Genomic DNA, 711 nt, shown 5'->3' with positions numbered 1-711 from the left:
GCTCGGCGGTGCCGCCGGCCGCCGGCATCCGCCACAGCCCGCCCATCTGCGGATTACGCACGAAGGCGATCCATTTGCCGTCCGGCGAGTAGCGCGGCGCGTAATCGAAATCGCCGGCGGCGACCGGATAATCCAGCGCCGTCCAGCGCCCGCTGCCCAGATCCAGCACGCGGATGCCGCGCGCCGGCTGACGCCCGTTCATGCTGCCGAACACCAGGCCGCGGCCATCCGGCGTCCAGTCGAAGCTGAGCAATTCGCTGTCGTCGCAGCGCGCGACCTCGCGCGCGGGCGTGCGCCCGTCGGCCTGCACCAGCATCACCCGGCACTGGCGGTCGGCACCGAGTCGGGCGAAGGCGATGTGCGCGCCGTCGGGCGACCAGGCGGGCAGGCGGTCGGAGGCGCCGCGGGCCGGAACGCCCAGCGAGCGCGGGGGGGTACTGCCGGCAGCGCCGCTGGTCGGCTGGATGAGCAGCTGGGTGCCATCGCTGCCGCTGGCGCGTGCGGCATAGGCCACCTGCGCGCCATCCGGAGACAGCGCCGGCTCCAGCTTGAACCCGGACATGGCGGTGATCAGCCGGTACGGCCGCTTGGGGCTGCCCAGCACGCGTTCCTGCTCGGCGCTGTCGGCGGGCACGGCCTCGGGGCGCGCGAACCACCACCAGCAGGCCAGCGCCAGCACCAGCATCGACGCCGCACCGGCGGCGGCGGCGA

Annotated in this window: 1 pseudogene; it reads right to left on the bottom strand. The window is 74.5% G+C overall.

Annotation, left to right across the window (positions count from 1 at the left end):
• Positions 1–711, bottom strand: a pseudogene (locus D588_RS25840) (PD40 domain-containing protein); the annotation flags it as partial.

The sequence above is a fragment of the Xanthomonas sp. SHU 308 genome (assembly GCF_000364645.1).
In the GTDB taxonomy this organism is placed as follows: Bacteria; Pseudomonadota; Gammaproteobacteria; order Xanthomonadales; family Xanthomonadaceae; genus Xanthomonas_A; species Xanthomonas_A sontii.
This window is presented reverse-complemented; position numbering and strand designations above follow the sequence as displayed.